9 protein-coding genes and 1 pseudogene are annotated in these 18,612 nt (G+C 67.3%); 8 read left to right on the plus strand and 2 right to left on the minus strand.

Translation table 11 applies throughout. From position 1 onward, the window contains the following. The 8 genes from EYW49_RS21490 to EYW49_RS21525 form a co-directional block, all read left to right on the plus strand. A partial coding sequence (locus EYW49_RS21490) for an ATP-binding protein (RefSeq protein WP_165498331.1) occupies positions 1 to 175 on the plus strand: 175 nt, incomplete at its 5' end. Positions 176 to 1,443: 1,268 nt separating this feature from the next. After that, positions 1,444 to 2,460 (plus strand): zinc-binding alcohol dehydrogenase family protein, encoded by a 1,017-nt coding sequence (locus EYW49_RS21495; protein WP_131311683.1) that lies wholly within the window; start codon positions 1,444 to 1,446, stop codon positions 2,458 to 2,460. An 89-nt stretch (positions 2,461 to 2,549) separates the two neighbouring features. After that, positions 2,550 to 4,019 carry a tagaturonate reductase gene (locus tag EYW49_RS21500; RefSeq protein ID WP_131311684.1) on the plus strand — a complete coding sequence of 490 codons (1,470 nt, stop codon included), beginning with the start codon at positions 2,550 to 2,552 and terminating at the stop codon, positions 4,017 to 4,019. A gap of 167 nt (positions 4,020 to 4,186) precedes the next feature. Next, entirely contained in the window at positions 4,187 to 5,674 is a 1,488-nt protein-coding gene (locus tag EYW49_RS21505) for a UxaA family hydrolase (protein WP_131311685.1), read from the plus strand. 270 nt (positions 5,675 to 5,944) lie between these two features. After that, positions 5,945 to 9,847, plus strand: coding sequence for an FG-GAP-like repeat-containing protein (locus EYW49_RS21510; RefSeq protein ID WP_131311686.1), 3,903 nt, complete (start codon positions 5,945 to 5,947; stop codon positions 9,845 to 9,847). A gap of 206 nt (positions 9,848 to 10,053) precedes the next feature. Further along, on the plus strand, positions 10,054 to 13,281 hold the full coding sequence (locus tag EYW49_RS21515) for a beta strand repeat-containing protein (protein ID WP_131311687.1): 3,228 nt from the start codon (positions 10,054 to 10,056) through the stop codon (positions 13,279 to 13,281). A gap of 236 nt (positions 13,282 to 13,517) precedes the next feature. Beyond that, entirely contained in the window at positions 13,518 to 15,689 is a 2,172-nt protein-coding gene (locus EYW49_RS21520; protein ID WP_131311688.1) for a type I secretion system permease/ATPase, read from the plus strand. Continuing rightward, positions 15,686 to 17,152, plus strand: a complete 1,467-nt coding sequence (locus EYW49_RS21525; RefSeq protein WP_228259710.1) for an HlyD family type I secretion periplasmic adaptor subunit — start codon at positions 15,686 to 15,688, stop codon at positions 17,150 to 17,152. Before EYW49_RS21520 ends, EYW49_RS21525 begins: the two co-directional genes overlap by 4 nt. A gap of 16 nt (positions 17,153 to 17,168) precedes the next feature. On the opposite strand, the gene EYW49_RS21530 is transcribed toward EYW49_RS21525, so the two are convergent. Next, on the minus strand, positions 17,169 to 17,909 hold the full coding sequence (locus tag EYW49_RS21530) for a metallophosphoesterase family protein (protein WP_131311689.1): 741 nt from the start codon (positions 17,907 to 17,909) through the stop codon (positions 17,169 to 17,171). A gap of 497 nt (positions 17,910 to 18,406) precedes the next feature. Then, positions 18,407 to 18,612, minus strand: a pseudogene (locus EYW49_RS23150) (polysaccharide biosynthesis/export family protein); the annotation flags it as partial.

Consider the following 18,612-nt stretch of genomic DNA (forward strand, 5'->3'; position numbering starts at 1 on the left):
CAGTGAATGGGCGACCGTCTTCGGCGATGCCAAGATGACGACCGCGTTGCTCGACCGGCTCACCCACCACTGCCACATCCTGGAGACAGGGAACGACAGCTTCCGCTTCAAGAACAGTTCGGCGAAAACGGCCAAACCAACCAGGGAGAAGACGAGGAACTTGACCGCCAACTGACCAACCGACCATCATCAAGGCGGGTCAGTTCTCAGTGGAAAGCCTGGGTCAGTTCTCCGCGGAAATCAACAGTAGAACGGCCCAGAGGGCAAGAGCGAAGGATTTGTCCTCCCTGTACAGCGGCAGCGGAACGGGGATGGCCGGGCTTGTAGACCGAACGAACCGAGATGGCGCAGAATCGGCGCGACGTGCAACCGGCGGCAACTATTTCGCTGTCGGCCTGATCGCATCTCGAATCGCCAGCCGTGCCTCGTGCGCGCGCCGCCGAGCATCCTCAATGGTGGCTGCCCCTTCGATCTCCGCGAGGGCGACCAGCGCAACCGAGACTGCGGCTCGGAGCCGCAGCGCTGACGATGCGAGTCTCTGAACCTGATTCGGATCGCTCATCGTCAAGTTGCCCCGCTGCACGGTGCCAGCGTCGCACCCCGGCAGCAGATCGGCAACCCACCAATGGTCGGCCGCAGGCCCGGGAAGCGAGGCTCGATCGCAAACGAGAGAAGCTCCCGACGTATACGTGACGGGAGCCTCTACGATCGACGACAAAGGGGATTTTGGGTTGCCGTAGAAGCATAGTGCAATCCGTTGACTCTCGACGTCAAGCTCTTGTTGCTCGTCAGAACAATCGGTTCCATCGTCTACGGCATTCGAACGACCATCCCGGCCTGCGCTCGAACACGGCAGCCGGGATCTGCCCCCCACTTTCTGAAGTTGCGATAGCCTCCCGATTCCTACAGATCCATGACGAACCGATCGAATTTCTCGTATTTTTCTGCCATCGTGGATAGTGGGATCTGCGCCTTCAAGACGTCAATGCACCCGGTCGGTGCGTTATTACCGCGTTTCGCCACCTCTTCTGCCGCTCTCCCGGTATTCGCGTCGACGAATATCGGCCGATCGACATCGCCCGCTGACGCAGCCAACAAATCAGCTTCGTTTGCAACGATAATTGCAACTCCAACATCTTACCACAATGGGCACGAGGCCGGATCGGCAGAACCGGGCCGTGAGCGAGAGCGGTTGTCATCAGTCGAGTTCGGCGAGGCGTCACCGATACCCCCCCCTGTCGTCCAACCGATACCGACAAGGCGAGGTGGCGATGTTTTTTAAACTGGTATTTTATGGATAAAAAACACGTTGACGGGATCCCATGGCGCCTGTCAAACAAAACCGCGGGATCGATCTCCCTGCGCGGATCTCGCGCGGGTGGACGGGGTCGGTCGACCGCAGGCGAGCGCCACAGGGCGCCGCGGATCAGGGAACAGCGACCGATGAAGGCATTGATGATCGAAGGCGTGGAGCGTTGCGCGTTCCATGACGTCCCCGAGCCCGTTCCGGGCCCCGGCGAAGTCCTCGTGGCGGTGCGCCACGTCGGTTTGTGCGGCAGCGACCTCGCCACCTTCACCGGCCTCAACCCGCTGGTCGCGCTGCCCCGGATCCCCGGCCACGAGATCGGCGCCGAGATCATCTGCACCGGCACCGACGTGCCGGCCGAATACGCGCCCGGGCGCCGCGCCATCGTCGTGCCCTATACCGCCTGTGGCCAGTGCACCTCGTGCCGCCAGGGCCGGGTCAACGCCTGCAAGTCCAACCGCACCCTCGGCGTCCAGCAGAACGGCGGCCTCGCCGAGAAGTTCGTGTTGCCCTGGGGCAAACTGATCCTCAACGACAAACTCGCACCGCGCCATCTGGCGCTGGTCGAGCCGCTGTCGGTCGGCTTCCACGCGGTCGCCCGCGGTCGCGTCACCAAGACCGACCGGGTGGTGGTGATCGGCTGCGGCATGATCGGCATGGGGGCGATCGCCGGCGCGGTGGCGCGCGGCGCCACCGTCATCGCCGTCGACATCGGCGCCTCGAAGATCGCCATGGCGGCGCGCTACGGCGCCACCCACACGATCGATGCGGGCACCGAAGACGTCGCCGCGCGGGTCGCGGAACTGACCGGCGGCGACGGCGCCGACGTGGTGATCGAGGCGGTCGGCGCGCCGGCCACCTTTACCCAGGCGATCGACATCGTCTGTTTCTGCGGCCGGGTGGTCTACATCGGCTACTGCAAGGCGCCGGTCGCCTACGACACCAAGTTCTTCAATCTCAAAGAGCTCGACATCATGGGCTCGCGCAACGCCACCGCCGACGACTTCCGCGCGGTGATCACCTACCTCGAAGGCCTCGATCATGCGCCGGACGATCTGATCTCGAAGGTCTTCGCCTTCGAAGACGCCGCCGAGGCCTTGCCCTACTGGACCCGCGAACGCGCGACGACGCTGAAGATCGTCATCGAACGGTGATCGCAGACGCTCGGCGAGCCGACCGGAGGGCGCCGGTCGGTTCGCGCGGGCGTCCGTGGCGATCCCGCTCCCACTCGGAGGAACTCCCCATGAAATCCCTCGACGCATCCTTCCTCGGCGGACGGCCGCGGCCGACCCCGCGCATCCTGCAGTTCGGCGAAGGCAACTTCCTGCGCGCCTTCGTCGACTGGAAGATCGACCGTATGAACGAGAGCGCCGGCACCGACTGGGGTGTCGTGGTGGTCCGTCCGATCGCCGGCGGCAATCCGCATACGCTGAACGAGCAGGACGGCCTCTATACGGTGCTGTCGCGCGGCGTCGACGAGAGCGGCGCGGAAGTCTCCGAAGCCCGCATCGTCGCCAGCGTGCGCAAGGAACTGCCGTCGCACGAGGATTGGGCCGGCGTGCTGGCGCTCGCCCACGATCCGGCGATCACCGTGGTGATCTCCAACACCACCGACGCCGGCATCGCCTTTGTCCCGACCGTCAAATACGACGACGTGCCGCCGGTGTCCTTCCCGGGCAAGATGACCCGGCTCCTGCACGAGCGTTGGAAGGCCTTCGGCGGCACGCCGGAGACCGGCTGGCAGATGATCGCCTGCGAGCTGATCGACCACAACGGCGACGAGCTGAAGCGTATCGTGCTGCAGCACGCCGAGGAATGGGGTCTGGAGCCGGCGTTCATCGCCTGGGTGAAGTCGGCCAACGCCTTCTACAACACCCTGGTCGATCGCATCGTCCCCGGCTATCCGCGCGCCGAAGCCGAAGAGCTGAAGAAGTCGCTCGGCTACGAAGACCTGTTCATGACGGCGACCGAGCTGTTCAACTTCTTCGTCATCGAGCGCAAGGCCGACCAGCCGGCGCTGCGCCTGCCGCTCGCCGACCACGACGTCGGCACCATCGTCACCGCCGACGTCACGCCCTACAAGGCGCGCAAGGTGGCGATCCTCAACGGCGCCCACACCGGGCTGTGCCCCTTGTCGCTGATCGCCGGCGTGCCGACGGTCGGCGAGGCGGTGACCACGCCGGTCGGCGCCAAGTTCCTCGACAAGCTGCTCGGGCAGGAGGTGATCCCCTTCCTGACGCTGCCCAGGGACGAACTCGACAGCTTCGCCGCCGCGGTGCTGCGCCGCTTCGCCAATCCCTACATCCGCCATCTCTGGTACGACATCAGCCTCAACGGCCTGGTCAAGTATCAGACCCGCAACCTCGATCGGCTCACCGCCTATATCGAGAAGTTCGGCAAGCCGGCGCCCTTGATGACCCTGTCGCTGGCCGCCTGGCTGGTGTTCTACCTCGGCCGCTTCCCCGGTTCGGCGGAACTGCCGCCGCGCGATTCCGCCGACATCCTCGCCAAGGTCAAGGCGATCGGCGCCCTCGATGACGGCTCGCCGAAGGGCCGCGAGGCGATGGTCGCGGCGTATCTCGCCGAGACCGGCTTCTGGGGCAAGTCGATCGACACCCCGGCGCTGCGCGCCGCGGTTCTCGCCGACTTCGCGACGCTGACCGAGGTGCCGTTCACCTTCGCGCGGCTCGCGACCCTGGTCGACGCGGCCTGATCGGCCCGACGGTCGCGACGCGGCCGCCGCGGTCGGACCCCGACGGAACGACGAGCCCCTCGCCATCGGCGGGGGGCACCCCATATTTCTTCCGACCGATCCTCGCACGAGGATCCCGATCCGAACGGTGTCCCAGGCGGGGGACACGGCGACCCGAGGGGCGAGCCATGACCCGAGTTCTCAGAATCCATTCCGACGACACCGTCGCGGTCGCCCTCGAGCCGATCGCCGCCGGGACCGTGATCCCCGCCTTCGCCGTGACGCTCGGCGACGACATCCCGCAGGGCCACAAATTTGCGATCGCCGAGATCGCCGAAGGCGACCGGGTGATCAAATACGGCGCGGTGATCGGCATTGCCAAGGAGGCGATAGCCCCCGGCCGTCACGTCCACACCCACAATCTCAAGACGGCGCTCGGCGGCATCGTCGACTACGCCTATTCCGGCCATCCGGTGGCCCAGCCGAACAACGGCGGCACCGTGCCGAAGATCGCGGCCTTCGTGCGCTCCAACGGCGACATCGGCATCCGCAACGATCTGTGGATCGTGCCGCTGGTCGGCTGCATCAACGGGCTGGCGCAGAACATCGCCAAGAAGATCGAGGCCGAAGGCATGCTGCCGGAAGGCTCGAAGGTCGCGGTGCTGGCCCACCCCTACGGCTGCTCGCAGCTCGGCGACGATCTCGCCAACACCCGCGGCATCCTCCAGAACTACGCCCAGCATCCCAATGCCGGCGGCGTGCTGATCCTCGGGCTCGGCTGCGAGAACAACACCAAGGCCTATTTCTCCGACGGCTTCGCGCCCCCGGATCCGCGCCGCGTCCGCTTCCTCATCTCGCAGGAGGCCGGTGACGAAGAGGCCGAGGCGCTGACGGCGGCGCGCGAACTCGCCGCGGTGATGGCCGGCGACGTGCGCAGCGAAGTCGGCGCCGACCGGCTGCGGGTCGGCCTCAAGTGCGGCGGCTCGGACGGTTTTTCGGGAATCACCGCCAATCCGCTGCTCGGTGCCTTCTCCGACTGGCTGTGCGGCATCGGCGGCACCACGGTCCTGACCGAAGTGCCGGAGATGTTCGGCGCCGAACAGCTGCTGATGGAGCGGGCCGAGAACCGAGACGTGTTCGAGAAGACGGTGGCCCTGGTCAACGATTTCAAGGAATACTACATCGCCAACAAGCAGCCGATCTACGAGAACCCGTCGCCCGGCAACAAGGCCGGCGGCATCTCGACGCTCGAGGAGAAGTCGCTCGGCTGCACCCAGAAGGCCGGGCTCTCGACCGTCCACGACGTGCTCAAATACACCGACCGGATCCATGTCCCCGGCCTCAATCTCCTCTCGGCGCCGGGCAACGACGGCGTCGCGGTGACGGCGCTCGCCGCCTCGGGCTGCCACATGGTGCTGTTCACCACCGGCCGCGGCACGCCGCTCGGCGGCGTGGTGCCGACCGTCAAGGTGGCGACCAACTCAACGCTGGCCGAACGCAAGCCGCACTGGATCGACTTCGACGCCGGTCCGATCGCCACGGGAGCGGCGACCGTCGCCGACCTGCGCGATTCCTTCGTCGACACCGTGCTGGCGGTGGCGAGCGGCAATGCCACCCGCAACGAGACCAACGGCATCGGCGAGATCGTGATCTTCAAGACCGGCGTGACGCTCTGACGGCGTGACGCTCCGAACGCCATCGGCGGGCCGGCGACGGCCCGTCGATCCGCCTCCGGGGCGAGCGGCGATCGACGCCACGCGCCGCAGTCGCATGGGTAGTCCTGCTGATTGCAACTCGGGCGTGCCGGGTCGAGCCTGCCTCGACCCGTGCGCCGAGATCTGCGAAGGTGCCGGCGAAAATTCGGGCCTCGACCGGCACGAATCGGCAATCTTCGGCGGATACGCTGCCTGCGATCAGACGATCGGTCCGCCGCCCGGAGACCGTCCATGCCCATCACCATCGCCGGCGCCACCCGCGCCTGGACCTCGACGCTGGTCGATTCGACGGTCTCCGCCGACGTGGCGACCGCCGCCGCCGACGGCACCTTCACCTATGCCGAACTGCTGAAGGTGCTGCGCGACGTCGCCGCCGAGGGCAGTCTGACGGCCACCACGCTCGCCGACCTCCAGACCATCGCCACCCATCTCAACATCGGGGTCGCGGCTTCCGACTCTGTCGCGGCGATCTTCCGGCAACTGGTGCTCGGCAATCCGGCCAATCTGGTGTGGGCGGGGGGCGGCACCACCCAGGTGACGCTCGCCAACCTGCAGGTCGGGACCACCGCGGCGGTGTTCACCCAGCTGATCGACGAGTGGTACGCGGGCAAGGACCTGCCCGACCCGTCGGTTCCGAACTATTCGACCGCCTATGCCTGGCAGAGCGGTGCCCTCTATGGGGCGAGCGGGGCAGCGACCGTCCAGGACATCGCCCAGGGCTATGTCGGCGACTGCGAATTGCTCGCCGGATTGATCGAGGCGGTTCTCAACCATCCCGATCTCGTGTCGAAGATGATCGTCGACAACGGCAACGGCACCTACGGCGTGCGTTTCTACGTGAACGGCGACGAGATGTGGGAAACGGTCGACCGCAATCTGCCGGTCTATACCAACGGCGCGCTGGCCTTCAACAACGAGAACGCCGCGGCCGGGGCGGCCCTGTGGGCCGATCTGGTCGAGAAGGCCTATGCGCAGCTGAGCAGCACCGGCCTGCTCTCCCACCCGGCGGTCAATTCCTACGAGAACATCAGCGGCGACCCGGCCACCGACGTGCTGGCCAACCTGACCAACTGCAAGTCCGTACGCTACTACGACAGCGGCGACGCCGCCTGGACCTCCTACAAGGCCTATGTGCTGGCGGCGTTGGCCGATCACGACGACGTGGTTGTCGAGAGCTACGCCTACAGCTACGACTCGTCGGGCAAAGAGAAGTTCATCGTCAACCATGCCCTGGGCGTGATCGGCTACGACACCGCGACCGGCTGCTTCATCATCCGCAACCCCTGGGGGCTATCCGGTTTCGGCGACTACCTGCCCGAATTCGAAGCCTCGATGGCCGACATCAAGGCGGTCTACGGCGATTTCGTCATCGACGATTCCGCCTCGACCGCGTCGCGGATGCGTATCGGCACTACCGGCCGGGCGGCGATCTACGGCACGTCGAATTGCGTCGCCTCGCTGGTGCGATTCAACGATCTCTCCGGACAGGCGATCACCCGCTATGCTCTGCAGGTGGTCGGCGACGGCGCGCTTTCCCTCGGCGGCGCCGCCGATCTCGCCACGGCGGACCAGACGGCGCAGGGAATCGTCGTCGTCTCCGCCGCCGATTTCGCCAAGGTCCAGTACGGCACCGGTTCGACCGTCGATACACCCGATCTGCTGATCTCGGCGCAGGATGCCACTGGCTGGAGCCAGACGGAAGTCCTCGCGATCACCGAGCAAGGCTGGAAGATTTCCGAGACGGTGAAACGTGAAAAGGTCCTGGCCTTCGGAGAAGCCATCAAGGTCGCGGATCTCGTCGATTTTTCGGGTCCGTCACAGACGTCGACCCCCTTCTACTACGGATACATCGACAGTGGCGTCGGACATTTTTCTTTCACCGCTATGCTTTCCGGCTTCGACTGGATCTCGGGTAATGCAGCCGAGGCATATGGCGTCGACTTCGCGAACCTGCTCTACACCGCGCCACAGAGCTATGGCGAAGTGCTCATGCACGTCACGGCGTCTTGGGGCGGGGACGATTCCAACCGCCCGGACATTCACCTCTGGGTCGGCAATGACGTCGCCACCGCGATCCAAGCCTATGACAACGGCCTGTTGTCCCAGGCGCAGGCGATCGCCGATACCGCCAAGGCCCTCGTCGCCAATCTCGCCGGGCTCGAGACCATGGTGATGTCGGGTACGCTCGAGGCGATCGGCCTGACCGATGCCAAGACCCCGACGATCCGCCTCACCGGCGCCCAAGTGTCCGCCGACTTCGGCGTGCTCGCCGAGATCACCGACGCCCTGCGCATCCGGATCAACGGCATGGTCGGGGTCGCGGTGTCCGGCATGACCGCCCGGCTCGCCGCGCTCGGCTCGGTCATCTGCCTCACCGATCCCCTTACCGACGCCTGCGACCTCGACTCCGACGGCCGTTCCGACCTCCTCTTCGCCAAGTCCGACGGGACGCTGGCGACCTGGATGCTGGCGGATACGGCGATCGCCGTCGGCGGCACCATCGGCAATCCCGGGACCGCATGGCGGCGGGTCGCCACCGGCGACTTCGGCGGCGACGGCAAATCCGACGTGCTGTTCCGCAGGGCCGACGGCACGCTCGCCACCTGGACGCTGTCGGGGACCACCATCACCGGTGGCGGCACCCTCGGCAATCCCGGCCGCGCCTGGGCGCTCGCCGCCACCGGCGACTTCGACGGCGACGGCTCGACCGATCTCCTGTTCCGCAAGGCCGACGGCACGCTCGCCACCTGGTTGGTCGGCGCCTCCGGCCTCGCCGGCGGCGCCACCCTCGGCAATCCCGGCGCCGATTGGCAGGTGCTTGGCACCGGCGACTTCGACGGCGACGGCACCGCCGACATCCTGCTGCGCAACGGCACCACCGGCGCCTATCGGACTTGGCTGGTCGCCGCCGACGCCCATGCCGGCGGTGCGAACCTCGGCAGCCTCGGCGCCGCCTGGGTGTTCCGGGCGATCGGCGACTTCAACGGCGACGGCTCCTCGGACCTGCTGTTCCAGAACACCGCGACCGGCACCTACGCCACCTGGGACATCGTCGGCGACGCGATCGTCGGCGGCGGCACGATCGGCAGCCCGGGCGCCGCCTGGACCCTGCGCGAGGTCGGCGACTTCAACGGCGACGGCCGCAGCGATCTCCTGTTCCAGAAGCGCGACGGCACGCTGGCCACCTGGGATCTCGCCGACACGACGATCGTCGGCGGCGGCACGCTGGGCAATCCCGGCCTCGCCTGGACCACCGGCAGCCTGCACGCCGGGGTCGCCCTCGCCCCGACGCTGCTGTTCCAGAAGACCGACGGCACGGTGGCGACCTGGACGATGGCCGGCACGGCGATCACCGGCGGCGCCGGCTTCGGCTCGACCGGCTCGGCCTGGACGGCGCTCGCCACCGCCGATTTCGACGGCAACGGCCGCCTCGACGTGCTGTTCCGCAACGGCGCGACCGGTGCGCTGGCCAGTTGGCAGACCGACGGCACGACGATCACCGGCGGCGGCACGATCGGCAATCCCGGCACCGCCTGGGCCTATACCGGCACCGGCGACTTCGACGGCGACGGCCGCTCCGACCTGCTGTTCCACAACGCCACCACCGGAGCCTACGCCAGCTGGGACGTCGCCGGCACGGCGATCGTCGGCGGCGGCACGATCGGCAATCCCGGCGCCGCCTGGACGCTCGACGGCATCGGCGACTTCGACGGCGACGGCCGTTCGGACCTGTTGTTCCAGAAGACCGACGGGACGCTGGCGACCTGGCAGCTCGGCGACACCTCGATCGTCGGCGGCGGCACGCTGGGCAATCCCGGCGCCGCCTGGACTTTCAAGGGGATCGGCGACTTCGACGGCGACGGGCGCTCGGACATTCTGTTCCAGAAGACCGACGGGACCTTGGCGACCTGGGACATGGCGGGGACGACCCAGATCGGCGGCGGCACGATCGGCAATCCCGGCTCGGCCTGGGTGTTCCAGGGCATCCGCGACCTCGACGGCGACGGCCGTTCGGACATCGTGTTCAAGTCGGCGACCGACTCGACGCTGGCGGCCTGGCTGATCAACGACACGACGATCGTCGGCGGCGGCACGCTGGGCAATCCCGGTGCCGCCTGGACCCTGATCGCCTGAGATCCACCAAGAGAGATCCCCGAGGGGGCCGGCGCGACACCACGGCACGGTTCGCTCCGTTCACGTCGAATGTGAACACGTGTCCGCCGCTCTTCGGCCTTCTCTGCAACGAATTGACTTGATGCGACGAGTGACCCGTATCACCATGTCGCCACTACCTTGTTGTGCTCGGTTATTGTTGCGAGATTGCTTTCGGGAGAAGCACCATGTCGATCAGCGTTTGGTCTTCCATTTCCACCCTCTTCTCCGGTTATTCGGCGACGCATTGGGATCGATCGCAGGGTAACGGGTCGAACGTCGCGTGGATCGACACCGAAACGGCGAGTTCCGGCTACAACGTCAATTCGAGCCTGACCTACAACGTCGTCCTCACGGCGACCGACAGCTTCGGAGATACCGAAGCCCAGACGGTGGTACTCGGGACGACGACCATGGTCTTCCCGATGACCGGCTCGAACTTCTCGGGCACCAAAGTCAGCACGGGGGCAACCGGGGTCGCGCTGTTCACCAGTTCCAACGGTGTGGCGAACGGCGGCGCGTTCTGGTTCGCGGCCAGCACCACAGTCAGCGGGGCCTATGACATCGACTTCCAGGCGTTCACCGACGCCTATCACAAGGTCGCGTCGGGAAGTCCGGCGATCACCTTGAAGGGTTCGACGACGGCGCTGATCTCGGGCATCACCTCGCCGATCACCTATTCCTACGCCTTCACCTCGAACACCCTGCTCTTCGCCTATTCCACGCGGGTCAGCAGCGGCATCGAGAACATCGTCGTCCAGGGTTTCGACACGTCTGGAACCGCGAAATTCGCGCCGGTGACGCTGGCATCGAACGTGTCGACCAGTCTCGACTGGTACATTGGCACCGACAACGCCGGCAACTACGAATTCGTCCACTCCGATGCCGCGGTGACCGGCCAGATCGACATCCAGTCGCTCAACGCCAACGACGGCAGCCTCGGCGCCACGGTGACCTATCAGGACAACCTTTCCGATACCTGGGGCGCGGATGCAGTCTACCTGTCGAACGGCAATTTCCTCGGCGTCACCGAAGGAAAACTCGCCAACGGCACCCACGTCCTTTCGGTCGCGCTGTTCGACGCCAGCGGGACCGCCCTGTCCGGCACCCCGGTCACCCTGACCCTGGCTGCGACCGCGAGCGTGCACTGGCAAGTGTCGCGAAGCTCCTCCAACGACACCATCGTTCTGGCCTATTCCGACACCGACGCGGTGCATCTCGTCCAGTTCGCCGCAGACGGCACCGAAGTGAGCAGCCTCACGACCGCGCTGACGGCCTTCGACCGGCTGCGCTCGCTCGGCGACGGGCGGTTCGAACTGTCCTACCGGGTGTCGGCGCAAGGGGGCGGCAACACCGTCGAGGCGACGATCTACGACACCCGCACGCCGGGCAGCACGGTTTCCGGCTCGTCCGGCAACGACCGCATCGCCGGAACCACCGGCGGCACCGTGCTGGCGCTCGCCGGCAACGACGTGATCGCCGGCGGTCGCGGCACCGTCGACGGCGGCGGCGGTGCCGACGTGGTCGATTATGCCGCGACCTATGCGTCGTCGACCGTCGTGCGCAATACCGACGGCTCGCGGACGGTGACGGCCAATGGGACCACCGACACGCTGACCAACGTCGAGCTGCTGCAGTTCTCCGACCGCACCGTGGCGATCCGCCAGACGGCCGCCAAGGATCTCAACGGCGAGGGCCACTCCGACGTCGTGCTGCGCAAGGCCGACGGATCGATCGCCACCTGGATGCTCACCGACACCACGATCGCGGTGGGCGGCACCATCGGCAATCCCGGTTCGGCGTGGCGGACCGTGGCCGTCGCCGACTTCGGCGGCGACGGCAATGCCGACCTGTTGTTCCAGAAGGCCGACGGGACGATCGCCGCCTGGCAGTTGTCGGGAACGACGATCGTCGCAGGCCCCTCCTACGGCAACCCCGGGACCGGCTGGAGCGTCGCGGCGACCGGCGACTTCGACGCCAACGGGTCCTCCGACATCCTGTTCCGCAAGGCCGACGGCACGCTCGCCACTTGGCGGGTGAACGCCTCCGGGGTCGCCGGCGGGGCGACGCTCGGCAGCGTCGGCACCGGCTGGCGGGTGCTCGGGACCGGCGACTTCGACGGCGACGGCAAATCCGACATCCTGTTCCAGAACATCACCACCGGCGCCTATGCCACGTGGCTGATCACCGGCGACACCCATTCCGGCGGTGCGACGCTGGGCAATCCCGGCAGCGCCTGGGTGTTCCGGGCGATCGGCGACTTCAACGGCGACGGAACCTCCGACATCCTGTTCCAGAACACCACGACCGGCAGTTACGCCACCTGGGACATCGGGTCCGACGCGATCGCCGGCGGTGGCACCATCGGCTCGCCCGGCACCGCCTGGACGCTGCGCGACGTCGGCGACTACAACGGCGACGGCAAGGCCGATCTCCTGTTCCAGAAGCGCGACGGCACGCTCGCGACTTGGGATCTCTCCGACACCACCATCGTCGGCGGCGGCACGATCGGCAATCCGGGCCTGACCTGGTCGGTGGCCGGCTCGGTCAAGGCGGCGGTGCCGATCGCTCCGACGCTGGTGTTCCAGAAGAGCGACGGCACGGTGGCGACCTGGACGGTGTCGGGGGCCTCGATCACCGGCGGCGCCGGCTTCGGCTCGTCGGGCAGCGCCTGGACCGCGGTCGCGCGCGGCGACTTCAACGGCGACGGCAAGATCGACGTGCTGTTCCAGAATTCGAGCGGCACGCTCGCCACCTGGACCACCAACGGCACGGCGATCACCGGTGGCGGCACCATCGGCTCGCCGGGCGCGGCCTGGACCTTCAAGGGCACCGGCGACTTCGACGGCGACGGGCGGTCCGACCTGTTGTTCTACAATGCGACGAGCGGCGCCTATGCCTCTTGGGACATCGCCGGGACGTCGATCGTCGGCGGCGGCACCATCGGCACGCCCGGTGCGGCCTGGACGGAGGTCGGGATCGGCGACTTCGACGGCGACGGCCGCTCGGATCTGTTGTTCCAGAAGACCGACGGGACGCTGGCGACCTGGCAGCTCGGCGATTCGACCATCGTCGGCGGCGGCTCGATCGGTTCGCCGGGCGGGACTTGGGTGTTCAAGGGCCTCGGCGACTTCAACGGTGACGGCAAGTCGGATCTGCTGTTCCAGGATTCGTCGGGACGGCTGGCGACCTGGGACATGTCGGGGACGACCCAGATCGGCGGCGGGTTCATCGGCAATCCCGGCGCCTCCTGGGTGTTCCAGGGGATCCAGGATCTCGACGGCGACGGCAAGTCGGACATCCTGTTCAAGTCGGCGACCGACAACACCCTGGCCGCGTGGCTGATCAACGACACCACCATCGTCGGCGGCGGCACGATCGGCAATCCCGGGACCGGCTGGGCCGTGGTGGCGTGAAGCCGCGGCACCGTCCCGCCCGCTGCAAGTGGACGCCCGAGGTCGTGCCGATGGCGCGGTTTCGGGTGCTTTTTGGTGTGACCTCCGCCCAGAGCCTCGGGGCGAGCGGCGCCGAGCCGCCACATCGCGCGTTGTACCGGGCCGGTCGTTCGTACTAAGTTCCGGGCGTTGCCGAGGGATGCCTTTTCCATGACCGTCTCGGGATCGCCGTCCCGACCCGACCGACGCGAGTTCCGATGACCGATGCCGCCCCCGCCGGCCCGTTCGACCCGACCGCCGCTTCCGACAGCGGGCTGATCGGGCTCTGCGGGGTCGCGGCGTTCTTCCGGATTCCCGCCGATGCGGCGGCGTTGCGGCGCGATCTGGCGATCGCCGGCGAAGCCCGGGCCGATGCCGATCAGGTGGTGCGGGCGGCGCGGATCCTCGGCCTGCGGGCGGCGATCGGCCGGCTGAAGCGCGCCGAAGAGATCGAGACCCTGCCGGCGCCGTCGCTGTTGCGGCGTCGCGACGGCACCTTCCTGGTGTTCGGCGGGCGCTTTCCCGACGGCGAGATCCGGGCGATCGACCCGGTCGGCCGTCAGGAGCGCAAGCTCGCCGCGAGGGTGCTGTTCGAAGAACTCGATCCGGTGGCGATCCGGGTCACCCGCCGCTTCATGGGCGCCGGCGCCGATCCCCAGACCTTCGGGATCCGCTGGTTCCTGCCGTCGCTGTGGCGCTATCGACGGCCGCTCGGCCACGTCCTGGTGGCGTCGCTGTTCATCCAGTTGTTCGCCCTGGTGACGCCGCTGTTCTTCCAGGTGATCGTCGACAAGGTGCTGACCCACAAGGGCTGGTCGACGCTGACGGTGCTGATCGCCGGTCTGGTGGTGATCGGCGCCTTCGACGTGTTCCTGCAGTACCTGCGCACCTATGCGTTGTCGCACACCACCAACCGTATCGACGTCGAGCTCGGGCAACGGCTGTTCCAGCACCTGCTGCGCCTGCCGATCGGCTATTTCGAGACGCGCTCGGCGGGTCAGACGGTGGCGCGGGTGCGCGAACTCGAGACGATCCGCTCGTTCCTGACCGGTCAGGGTCTGTTCGCGGCGCTCGATCTCTTGTTCGCCTTCGTGTTCATCGCCGTGCTGTTCGCCTATTCGTGGTGGCTGACCCTGGTGGTGCTGGCGGCGATCCCGATCTACCTCTTGATCACCGCGGTGATCCGACCGCTGCTGCGCGACCGCATCAAGGAGAAGTTCGATCGCGGTGCGCTGAGCCAGCAGTTCCTGGTGGAGACGATCGTCGGCATCCAGACGATCAAGGCGGCGGCGGTCGAGCCGATCATGCAGGTGGAGTGGGAGGAGCGGCTCGCGGCTTACGTCCAGACCGCCTTCGGCGCCACCATGCTCGGGGCGCTCGGTCAGGATTCGATCCAATACGTCTCGAAGCTGACCACCGCCTTCCTGCTGTTCTTCGGCGCCCAGGCGGTGATCTCCGGCGACTTCACGGTCGGCCAGCTGGTCGCCTTCAACATGATTGCCGGTCAGGTGGCCCAGCCGATCCTGCGGCTGTCGCAGATCTTCCAGGACTTCCAGCAGGTCCACATCTCGATCGACCGGCTCGGCGACATCCTCAACGCCGCGCCGGAACGCACGCCGCGGATCCGCTCGGCGCCACCGCCGCCGAAGGGGGCGATCGAGGTGCGCAACGTCTCGTTCCGCTATCGCCCCGGCCTGCCCGAGGTGCTGCGGCAGGTGTCGCTGGCGATCCGGCCGGGTGAGGTGATCGGCATCGTCGGGCCCTCGGGGTCGGGCAAGTCGACGCTGACCAAGATGGTGCAGCGCTTCTACCTGCCCGACGAGGGTCAGGTGCTGATCGACGGGGCGGACCTGTCGCAGGTCGACCCGTCGTGGCTGCGCAGCCACATCGGCGTGGTGCTGCAGGAGAACCTGCTGTTCAACCGCACCATCCACGAGAACATCGCGCTGACCAATCCGGCGATGTCGCGCGCCCAGGTGATCGCCGTGGCGCGGCTGGCCGGCGCCGACGAATTCGTCGCCAAGCTGCCGGAAGGCTACGATTCGATGATCGAGGAGCGCGGCGCCAATCTGTCGGGGGGGCAGCGCCAGCGCATCGCCATCGCCCGGGCGCTCGCCTCCAATCCGCCGGTGCTGATCTTCGACGAGGCGACCAGCGCGCTCGACTACGAGAGCGAGCGGGTGATCCAGACCAACATGCGCCAGATCGTGCGTGGCCGCACGGTGCTGATCATCGCCCACCGGCTGGCGGCGGTGCGCCACTGCGACCGCATCGTCGGCATGGTCGAGGGGCGGATCGTCGAGGTCGGCAGCCACGACGAGTTGCTGGCGCGCGGCCAAGGCCTCTATGCCCGGCTGTGGGCGATGCAGAACGAGCGAGGCCCGGCATGAGCCCGCAACCGACCGCCGCGTCCGCCCCCGAACGCCGGACGGCCGCCCGCCCGACCTCGCCGTGGTCGATGCGGCGCAGCTCCGACCGGGCCTTCCTGCCGGCGGCGCTCGAGATCCTCGAGACTCCGCCCTCGCCGATCCGCATGGCGCTGATCCTGGCGATCTGCGCGCTGGTGGCGGCGGCCCTGGTGTGGAGCTGGTTCGGGCGCTTCGACGTGGTGGCGATCGCCCCGGGCAAGATCCAGCCGACCGGCCGGGTCAAGGTGATCCAGCCGATCGACGCGGGCAAGGTGATCGCCACGCCGCCGCAGAACGGCACCGCGGTGGCGGCCGGCGAAGTGCTGGTCGAGCTCGATCCGCGCGAGGCCCAGGCCGACGAATCGGCGCTGACCTCGGCACTCGCCTCGTGGCAGGCCGAGGTGCTGCGGCGCCGGACGGTGCTGGCCGCGGCGCGGCTGGCGGTGCCGGTGGCGTCGGCGATCGTCTGGCCCGACGACATGCCGGCGGGGATCCGACGGCGCGAACAGTTGGTGCTCGAGGCCGACATCGCCCGGCTCACCGCCGATCTCGCCTCGCTCGAGGCCCAGCGGATCCAGAAGGGCGCCGAGCTGATCCGGCTCGAAACCACCATCCGGGCGCAGCAGGACCTGCTCGCCACCGAGAACACCCGGGTCGGGATGCGCGCCGAACTGGTCGAACGCTCGGCCGGATCGAAGGCACAATTGATCGACGCGCAGGAGACCCATCAGGTCCAGCAGGTCAATCTCGCCACCCAACAGGGCCAACTCGCCGAGACCCGGGCGGCGCTCGAGGTCAACGCCCGCGAGCGGATCCGGGTGATCGAGGGCTTCGTCGCCGAGAACAGCCAGAAGCTCGCCGACGCCGAGCGCCAGCTCGACGACACCCGCGAGCGGCTCGCCAAGGCGCGCGCCCGGCTGGAGCACATGACCATCACGGCGCCGATCGCCGGCACCGTCACGGCGCTGGCGGTCACCAACATCGGCCAGGTGGTGACCACCGGCGAGGAATTGTTGCGGCTGGTGCCCGACGGTTCGACGCTGGAGCTCGAGGGCTATCTGCTCAACCGCGACATCGGCTTCGTGCGCGAGGGTCAGGCGGTGGTGGTCAAGATCGAGGCCTTCCCGTTCACCCGCTACGGAACGCTCGAAGGCACGGTCAAGCGGGTCGCCCACGACGCGGTGCCCGAGCCGGATTCGCAGCAGGCGGTGGCCGGCGGGCGGGCGCGCTCGACCGGAGCGGGCGGGATCCAACGCACCCAGAATCTGGTCTATCCGGTGACCGTCGAACTCGGCCGCCAGGAGATGATCATCGACGGCCGCGCGGTGCATCTGTCGCCGGGCATGGCGGCGGAGGCCGAGATCAAGACCGGCGATCGACGGATCCTCGAATACATCTTCTCGCCGCTGGTCGAGATCGGCTCGAGCGCGCTCAAGGAGCGCTGACCCGCGACCGGAGGCCTCAATAGTCGAGCAGCGCCGGGCCGTTCTCGTCGATGCGCAGGCAGCTCAGGCAACTGGTCAGATAGGCGCCGGTGTCGAGATTGATGCGGTTGGGGAAGAATTCCGGCTGCGGCGAGGGCGTATGGCCGTGCACCACCACCGCGCCGTGATCGCGGGGATCGCCGAGAAAGCCGTCGCGGATCCACAGGAGATCGTCGGCCGACTGGCGCTCCAACGGCAAGCCCGGCCGGATGCCAGCATGGGCGAAGAAATAGCCGGGAATCGACCAGGAATCGACGAGATCGCGCAGGAAGGCCAAGTGGCTCTGCGGCATCAGGGCGCGGATGGCCGCGACCCAAGCGGCAGGGTCGTCCGCGGGTAGCGACTGCGGGTCGACGCCGTAGGACATCACCGTCTCCATGCCGCCGTACTTCTGCCATTCGCGGATCGGCAGCTTGTCGCCGAGGAAGGCCTGGAACATGTTTTCGTGATTGCCGCGCAGCAGCACGACGTCGTGGTTCCCGTCCCGGCGGGCGATGAGGCGATCGACGACGGCGCTCGAATCACGCCCACGGTCGACATAGTCGCCGAGATAAACTTCGGTCACCGTCTCATCACGGCCGTCCTCTACCAAGTCGATGGATGCCTGCAGTCGATCGAGGAGATCGACACGGCCGTGGATGTCGCCGATCGCATAGACTACGCGACCGGGCGCAAGAGTCGGATAACAGAGCTCTTTTTTCTTTCGGCGCCAGAACAGGGAGTCTCACTTTCCTGTCGGAATCCGCAGATCCCCAGTCGTCGAAATGCCTCATGTCCCCACGGACGCAGCGACGAAGCGATCGGCGGATCGGTAAAGCCGCAGAACGAGGGCAGCTTCGGCGAAGTCCAAGCTGCGCGCGAAACACACCCACACTCGTTCACGGCTCCAAGATGCCACGACTTGCGCCTCTACGCTACATGTCGATCGCGCGTCGCCGGTCGGGCGAAGATGTTGCCCCTCGACGAGGCCATCAATCAGGCGGCGCGGACGGCCAAGCTTCGGACACCCTGCGGCACGCTGCACTCCGAAAGCTGGAGGGACTCGACGACGGATCGCGATCGGTCGCGCCTCGATCGACCCCGCGCGACTGAATTCGGCGTGAGAGGACGACCAAGCCATCGAGCGAAGCCACCCGACCCGGGCCCTCGGACACGCGGCAAATCCGGGGCGTGCCTGGCCTTGCCCCGTGTCTCGCGGTTACCGCCTGTCCCTGTTCACTGTCCGAGGGATTTTCCTGCGTTTCGTGCGGTTGCGAGGTTGGATGGGACGTTTGCGATCGTGTCGGAGGTGTTGTTGAGGAGTGTGAGGAACTTATAGAGTTCGTAGGCACCGGAGTTGGAGACGTAGACGACGTCCTTGTCGGCGAGTTGGAACTTCTGAGCGGCGAAGTAGCTCGCGGGGTCTCGCAGGTTTGCCTTGA

The sequence above is a fragment of the Siculibacillus lacustris genome, from assembly GCF_004328075.1.
In the GTDB taxonomy this organism is placed as follows: Bacteria; Pseudomonadota; Alphaproteobacteria; order Rhizobiales; family Ancalomicrobiaceae; genus Siculibacillus; species Siculibacillus lacustris.